Raw genomic sequence first — 7,496 nt, 5'->3', positions numbered from 1 at the left:
TCCGCGCTGAGCGGCGTCTTGCTCGCGCGCGCCTCCGGCGTCAGCCGGCCGACCTCGGCGGCGGCTTCGGCCAGCTCCGGCTGCGCCGCGGGCTCGCTTCCGCCGGCGGCGTCAGCCTTGCGCTCCTCCGCCGCTTCCGGCGCGGGAGCCTGCTCTTCCGGCTTCTTCTCGTCGCTCATCGATGGATCACCTGCTTCCCGGTCTTCGCTTCATAGCGAATCTTCTCCTGAAGCTTGTTGATCCCGTAGATGAGCGCCGCCGGATTAGGCGGGCAGCCGGGAATATAGACATCGACGGGGACGACCTGGTCGACGCCTTTGACAACGGCATACGACTTTACGTAAGGTCCGCCCGCCGTAGCGCAGGAGCCCATGGCGATGACCCATTTCGGCTCCGGCATCTGCTCATAAAGACGGCGCAGCAAAGGAGCCATTTTCTTCGTAACGGTCCCTGCGACAATCATCACATCGGATTGTCGGGGCGACGTACGGAAGATGACTCCGAAACGGTCCAAATCATAGTGCGACCCGCCAGTTCCCATCATTTCAATGGCACAACAGGCGAGGCCAAACGTGAGCGGCCAAAGCGAATTGCTCCGGGCCCAGGCTTTTACTTGCTCCAGCGTGGTCATAAATACGTTGCGGTTTAGCTCTTCCCGTTCCTCGGGCGAGATCGATTCTAGACTGAAGTCCATTGCAGCACCTTCTTTTTCCAAGCGTATAATAATCCTATGGCAAGCAAGGCTACAAAAATGCACATTTCCACCAAAGCAAACAATCCAAGCTGCTTGTAAGCGACAGCCCATGGGTACAAGAACACGGTTTCCACATCAAAAATGACAAACATTAACGCGAACAGATAATAACGAATGTTAAAACGGATTTGCCCTTCTCCGACCGGCTCGTTGCCGCTCTCATACGTCGTGTACTTCTCCTCGACAGGCTTGCTCGGTCTCAGCAGTTTGCCAATCGTTAACGCGGCAATAGGAAGAAAAATCGAAAGTCCCAGGAAAATCGCCACAATCACGTAATTATTTGTGTACATCATCCGTATGTAACCGCCTCCATTCCTATTTGCTTTTCTCATTCAACTTATCAAAAATGGTAATAATCACCTTAACAATTATAACAAAAAGGAATTTGGGCGTCGATGACTATTTCCGCACATTCATAACGTGTACTTTTTCCAATTCACACCTTATTTATTCCTGAGCCATCTTCGCGTCCAATAGGCGGTATGATTTATGCTACAAAATGAACATTCAGACTTATTGATACTTGGTTGAATAAATTCTATAATTAAATAGAATTTTTTAGTATATTCCTTACATTTTCCGAAAAATTTTCAAAGGAGCAGAGACATGCTGAACAAAAAATTAGTAGCTTCCGTAGCCGGAATTTCCTTGCTGGTCGGGGTTAGCTCCGGTGTTTACGCCGGCGCCAACTTGCAAGAAATCCAAGCTTATCTAAATGGAGATTTGAAAGTTCGCGTCAACGGCAAAGTCGCTCAGCTGAACGATGCGCAGGGACTGGCCGTACTGCCCATTACATACAATGGGAACACCTATTTGCCGGTAAGAGGAGTTGCCAACGCTTTAAATGTAGCCGTAGATTACGACGCTGCGAACCAGGAAGTTATTCTGGGGGAAAAAGTGAATGGAACGCCTTTGAATGCGGAGAAGTTTAACGACTACACCTACACAAAAGACCCGGCGCAAACGACATACAAGAATAAAGACTATAAAGAAGCTTACTATTACCATGAAGGGTCCGGCGGACCAACACTCATTATCACCCCGGACAAAAAGTACCAAACCTTGCACCTGAAAATTGCAGCCATCGATAAAGATTTAACCGATTTCGAGATCAAAGACCTTGATGGCAATGCGCTCCTCAAAAAAGTAGAAACCATTTCGCCGAATGACGGACTGAAAGACATCGAAGTCAATATCGGCAACGTGAAAACCGTGACCATCTCCATGCAAGTCAAAGATGGCGGCGGCTACTTCGTCCCATTGATCGATTCTTACTATAAGTAAGAACAAATTCACCATGTAGGGCGGCAAACGGAAAGTCAGGGCTGTTGAGAAACCCACACTCTGGAGCCGGACCGCCCGACTGCCCAGCTATCTTGCCGCATGCAGAAAGCCTGCAAAAGGCTGGAGCTCGCACGCTTGAGGCAGTAACTGCTTGGCATTGCGCAGAAAGCCTGCGAAAAGCAAGAGTTCATATGCTTGAGCCAGCTACGCTCTCGGCATTCGCAGAAAGCCTGCAAAAGGCAGGAACTCGCACGCTTGAGGCAGCAACTGCTTGGCATTGCGCAGAAAGCCTGCAAAAGTGCAGTTTTTTACGCGTTGAGAGGTTGGGAGCGGAAAATTCCTGCATTTGTGCAGGCTTTTCCACCGAGCACGTGGGATCAGGCTCATTTCGTCGGAAATTCCTGCACTTTTGCAGGCTTTTCGCCAAAATGAGCCATTTTCGTAGAGAAAACCTGCACTTTTGCAGGTTTTTCTCCCCGGGCTTGGCAGGCAAAGCCGACTTATGCCCTCCGCCGAGCAGCGCCGCAACCCGTGCAGGGGGATTTCGCACCACGCGCAGCTCCCATCCCAGCCGGTGTAAGCGTCGCATAACGGTGGTCAACCAAGGCGCCCATTAGGAAAACCATTGCGCCCATCTCGGCACCACCGTCTTTGAACGGCCAAAGAACGAGCCGTACAAAACATCCTTGACGGCTGCAGAAGATTTCTCATGACATCGGGACGCCGATGTTCATCACCTATTTATACAAAAAGGCTGTTCCGCAAGCAGATTGCTCTGCACCTGGGACAGCCTTTCCTTCATCAATTACTAAGCCGGGCTACAGGCAAAGCCGGCTGGCATTGCTCAAGAACAAACTGTTGCCATAATTCTATCGTTCGCCCAAAATAAAAATCGCCCTTCACTCTGCCGTTTTGGCCGTGTGGAGGGCGATTTTGCGAATCCAATCTATTTTTTTCCGGATACGTCGATCCGATTCAATGCACGCTGTAAAGCCGCTTCCGCTCTTTTGAAATCAACGTGCGCCTGTTTCGTGTCGGCAAGACGTTGCTGCGCGCGCTCTTTGGCAGCTTTCGCACGATCTACATCGATTTGCTCCGGCAGCTCGGCGCTTTCCGCCAAAATAACCACCTTATCCTTGCGCACTTCCATGAAACCGCCGTTTACTGCGATAAACTGGTCTTTTGCTCCTTGTTTTTTCACAGTAACGTAGGCGATCTTCAACGGAGTTACAAGTGGAATGTGATTAGGCAGAATTCCAAGCTCCCCTTGAACGCCTTTTGCGACAATCATGTTCACTTGTTCAGCATACACTTTGCGCTCGGGCGTTACGATTTCCAGCAGGAATGTGCTCACTTGGACTCCCCCTTCTTCGAGTTTTGCTTCGAAAGCATAAAGCTAGGCGTTACAGCGTTTTCGCTTTCTCGATAGCGTCCTCGATTGTGCCAACGTTGTGGAACGCCGGTTCAGGAAGGTCATCGTGCTTGCCTTCAAGAATTTCTTTGAAGCTGCGGATTGTCTCTTTAAGCGGCACGTAAATGCCCGGGAATCCGTTGAACGGCTCTGCCACGTGAAGCGGTTGGGACAAGAACAGACGGAGACGGCGGGCGCGGAGTACGATCAGCTTGTCTTCGTCGGACAGCTCATCCATACCCAGGATCGCGATGATATCCAAAAGCTCTTTGTAGCGCTGCAAAATTTGCTTAACGCCTTGAGCTACTTTGTAATGTTCTTCGCCGAGAGTTTCCGGCGTCAAAATACGGGAAGAAGAAGCAAGCGGATCCACCGCAGGGAAAATACCCGCTGCCGCGATGCTGCGCTCCAGGTTCGTCGTTGCGTCCAAGTGGGCGAACGCAGTTGCCGGCGCCGGGTCCGTATAGTCATCCGCAGGAACGTAAATCGCTTGAATCGAAGTTACGGAACCTTTTTTCGTGGATGTAATACGCTCTTGCAATTGACCCATCTCAGTTGCCAGCGTAGGCTGGTAACCTACCGCGGACGGCATACGTCCGAGCAAGGCGGAAACCTCGGAACCTGCTTGGGTAAAGCGGAAAATGTTGTCGATGAACAGAAGAACGTCTCTTCCTTCTTCGTCACGGAAATATTCGGCCATGGTCAGACCGGACAATGCTACGCGAAGACGCGCGCCTGGCGGCTCGTTCATTTGACCAAAAACCATCGCCGTTTTGGCGATAACGCCGGAATCGCTCATCTCGTGATACAAGTCGTTACCTTCACGCGTTCTTTCGCCTACACCGGCGAATACGGAAATACCGCCGTGTTCTTGCGCGATATTGTGAATCAGCTCTTGCATCGTTACGGTTTTACCTACGCCCGCACCGCCGAAGAGACCGATTTTACCACCTTTTGCGTAAGGAGCCATCAAGTCGATTACTTTGATCCCTGTTTCCAGGATCTCAGCTTTGGTCGACAAGTTTTCAAATGAAGGTGCTGCTTTATGAATCGGGCTTGTCAATGTACGGTCTACAGTTTCATTACCGTCAATCGGATCGCCCAATACGTTGAATACACGGCCAAGTGTAGCTGCGCCTACCGGTACAGTAATAGCTGCACCTGTATCTGTAGCTTCAGCTCCACGAACAAGACCGTCCGTCGAGGACATCGCTACGCAGCGAACCAGGTTGTCACCAAGGTGAACAGCCGCTTCAACCGTCATGGTCTTTTGTTGTCCGCCTTCGGTTTTACTAATTTTGATAGCATTTAGAATTTCAGGGAGTTGCCCGCGCTCGAACTCGATATCGACGACAGGCCCTGTAATATTCACAACGCGCCCTTTGCTCATGGTTTCCCTCCTAAGAGTCTTCCGTTAGGAAAACTGACTTCGTAAGCATAATCTGAGCTTTGCTTTAGCAAAGCTAACTTCGTAAGCATTTTATCCGAACTCTGCTTGCGCAGAGCTTTATGAACTTTTACGCGTTCGCATTGGCCCCGGCGACAATCTCCGAAATTTCTTGCGTAATCGAAGCTTGACGCGCACGGTTGTAAGCGAGCGTATAGGAACTGATCATTTTCGTTGCATTTTTCGTCGCGCTGTTCATGGCTGTCATTCTCGACCCGAACTCACTCGCTTTTCCTTCCAGGACCGCGCTGTAGATGAGCGTTTCCGCGTATTTGGGAAGCAGAACTTCCAGTACGCCTTCCGGTGATGGCTCATACTCGTAGCTTGCTGCGGACACTCCGGACACATCCTCCATCGGAAGAAGGCGGACCATGGTCGGAATTTGAGTAATCGCGTTTTTAAACTGGTTATACACCAGGAACAGTTGATCGTAAGAGCCGTTCTCAAAGTTGGCTACCGCCGCAGCGGCTACCGATTTGATATCCGAAAAAGTCGGGGAATCGGGAAGACCCGTCACTTCTTGTACAATCGGAATCTGCCGTTTGGAGAAGAAGTTACTGCCTTTACGGCCGATTACAAAAACCGAATATTCGGACGTGGACTTGTGCCGCTCACGAATCTCCGACATAACCTTCCGCAGCACGTTAGCGTTGTAACCGCCTGCCAGACCGCGGTCGGAGGTGATTACCAAATAGCCGGTTTTCTTCACTTCACGCGCTTGAAGCATCGGGTGCTTAACGCCTTTGGTCCCTGCGGCGATGCTCCCGACCACTTCCTTCAGCTTGTCGGAGTAAGGGCGAGCCGCTTCCGCCGCTTGCTGAGCTCTTCTCAAATTCGCTGCAGCCACCATCTCCATCGCTCTGGTGATCTGCTTCGTGTTTTGAGTGGATTTGATCTGGCGCTTAATCTCGCGCATTCCTTTTGCCATACCTGCTCACCTCTCTTTTGAGGCTTTGAAAAGCCTTCATTCGAAAACCCGACTCAGGCGACAAGGCCCGATTTCAGGCTTAACATGGAGTACCTGGGCTTCCCGCGAAAGAAAAGCTCAGGTACGCATGATTTATTCAGAAACCGCGAAGCTCTTTTTGAATTGCTGAATCGCATCTGCCAAAGCTTTGTCGTTATCCGCAGTTAAATCTTTCGTATCGCGGATGCTTTGCAGAATTTCCGGACGGTTGGAATCCAGGTAAGCCAGGAATTGCGCTTCAAAACGGGTCACGTCTTGTACCGGAAGGTCGTCCAGGTGCCCTTTAACGACCGAGTACAGGGAAGCAACTTGCTTCTCGAGCGAAAGCGGCTGGTGCACGCCTTGCTTCAAGATTTCAAGTGTCCGAACACCGCGGTCCAAACGAGCTTTAGTCGCTCTATCCAAATCGGAGCCGAACGCTGCGAATGCAGCAAGCTCGCGATATTGAGCCAAGTCCACACGCAGTGTACCGGCAACTTTTTTCATCGCTTTCGTTTGAGCGGAGCCCCCTACCCGGGATACGGAGTTACCAACGTTAACCGCTGGACGCTGACCGGAGTAGAACAGGTCTGACTCAAGGAAGATTTGTCCGTCCGTAATCGAAATTACGTTCGTAGGAATATAAGCGGAGATATCGCCCGCTTGCGTCTCGATGAATGGCAATGCGGTAATCGAACCGCCGCCCAGTTCATCGTTCAGCTTCGCAGCGCGCTCAAGCAGACGGGAATGCAGGTAGAATACGTCACCTGGGTAAGCTTCCCGGCCCGGAGGACGGCGGAGCAAGAGGGACAACTCGCGGTATGCAGCCGCTTGTTTGGAAAGGTCATCATAAACGATCAGTACGTGATCGCCTTTGTACATGAAGTACTCGCCCATTGCGCAGCCAGAATAAGGTGCCAGCCACAGCATCGGGGACGGCTCGGAAGCCGAAGCGGTAACAACGATCGTATAATCTAATGCGCCGGCAGCGCGAAGGGTTTCAACAACGCCTACGACTGTCGATTGTTTTTGCCCGATTGCAACGTAGATACATTTCACTCCGTTGCCTTTTTGGTTGATGATCGCGTCGATCGCGATTGCCGTTTTACCGGTTTGGCGGTCGCCGATGATCAATTCGCGCTGTCCGCGTCCGACTGGAACCATCGCGTCGATCGCTTTGATACCCGTTTGCATCGGCTCATGAACGGATTTACGCGCCATTACGCCTGGAGCCATATTCTCTACAGGACGGAATTCCGTGGTGTTGACCGGACCTTTGCCGTCCACCGGTTGACCCAACGAGTTCACGACACGGCCAAGAAGCTCTTCGCCTACAGGCACTTCCATGATGCGGCCCGTGCGTTTCACTTGGTCGCCTTCGCGGATGTCCGTGTAAGGTCCGAGAATAACGATACCTACGTTGCTTTCCTCAAGGTTGAACGCGTAGCCCAGAACGCCGTTTGGAAACTCAAGCAGCTCGCCTGCCATTACGTTTTCCAATCCGTGAGCACGAGCGATACCGTCACCTACTTGAATGACTGTACCTACATCAACCACTTGCATATCGGATTTATAATTCTCGATCTGTTGTTTAATCAATGTGCTGATTTCTTCAGGTTTGATACTCAACGAACTTCACCCCTATTCTTACAGT

7 protein-coding genes are annotated in these 7,496 nt (G+C 51.1%); 1 reads left to right on the top strand and 6 read right to left on the bottom strand.

The window, feature by feature from the left end; genetic code table 11:
* Positions 1-175 precede the first annotated feature (175 nt).
* A complete protein-coding gene (locus AC0LWT_RS36720; RefSeq protein ID WP_474686769.1) occupies positions 176-694 on the bottom strand; it encodes a NuoB/complex I 20 kDa subunit family protein in 519 nt (172 codons plus the stop codon).
* Positions 679-1,044, bottom strand: a complete 366-nt coding sequence (locus AC0LWT_RS36715) for an NADH-quinone oxidoreductase subunit A (protein ID WP_474686771.1) — start codon at positions 1,042-1,044, stop codon at positions 679-681. Before AC0LWT_RS36715 ends, AC0LWT_RS36720 begins: the two co-directional genes overlap by 16 nt.
* Before the next feature lie 316 nt (positions 1,045-1,360).
* Between AC0LWT_RS36715 and AC0LWT_RS36710 the strand changes: the two genes are divergently transcribed.
* Positions 1,361-2,038 (top strand): stalk domain-containing protein, encoded by a 678-nt coding sequence (locus AC0LWT_RS36710; protein WP_474686768.1) that lies wholly within the window; start codon positions 1,361-1,363, stop codon positions 2,036-2,038.
* 946 nt (positions 2,039-2,984) lie between these two features.
* Here AC0LWT_RS36710 and AC0LWT_RS36705 read toward each other — a convergent pair.
* From AC0LWT_RS36705 to atpA, 4 genes are all read right to left on the bottom strand, one after another.
* Complete coding sequence (locus AC0LWT_RS36705; protein WP_474686767.1) at positions 2,985-3,392, bottom strand: F0F1 ATP synthase subunit epsilon; 408 nt, start codon at positions 3,390-3,392, stop codon at positions 2,985-2,987.
* 49 nt (positions 3,393-3,441) lie between these two features.
* Positions 3,442-4,839 (bottom strand): F0F1 ATP synthase subunit beta, encoded by a 1,398-nt coding sequence (gene atpD / locus AC0LWT_RS36700; RefSeq protein WP_474686766.1) that lies wholly within the window; start codon positions 4,837-4,839, stop codon positions 3,442-3,444.
* Between the two features lie 127 nt (positions 4,840-4,966).
* Positions 4,967-5,824 (bottom strand): ATP synthase F1 subunit gamma, encoded by an 858-nt coding sequence (atpG, locus tag AC0LWT_RS36695; protein ID WP_474686765.1) that lies wholly within the window; start codon positions 5,822-5,824, stop codon positions 4,967-4,969.
* Between the two features lie 132 nt (positions 5,825-5,956).
* Entirely contained in the window at positions 5,957-7,471 is a 1,515-nt protein-coding gene (gene atpA, locus AC0LWT_RS36690; protein ID WP_474686764.1) for a F0F1 ATP synthase subunit alpha, read from the bottom strand.
* Positions 7,472-7,496: the final 25 nt, after the last annotated feature.

It is taken from the genome of Paenibacillus sp. sgz302164 (assembly GCF_056120505.1).
This window is presented reverse-complemented; position numbering and strand designations above follow the sequence as displayed.

Excerpts from the sequence above, each read along its gene's own strand:
- AC0LWT_RS36720 (WP_474686769.1), bottom strand. The coding sequence starts at position 694 with ATGGACTTCAGTCTAGAATCGATCTCGCCCGAGGAACGGGAAGAGCTA.
- atpD (WP_474686766.1), bottom strand. The coding sequence starts at position 4,839 with ATGAGCAAAGGGCGCGTTGTGAATATTACAGGGCCTGTCGTCGATATC.
- AC0LWT_RS36710 (WP_474686768.1), top strand. The coding sequence starts at position 1,361 with ATGCTGAACAAAAAATTAGTAGCTTCCGTAGCCGGAATTTCCTTGCTG.
- atpG (WP_474686765.1), bottom strand. The coding sequence starts at position 5,824 with ATGGCAAAAGGAATGCGCGAGATTAAGCGCCAGATCAAATCCACTCAA.
- AC0LWT_RS36715 (WP_474686771.1), bottom strand. The coding sequence starts at position 1,044 with ATGTACACAAATAATTACGTGATTGTGGCGATTTTCCTGGGACTTTCG.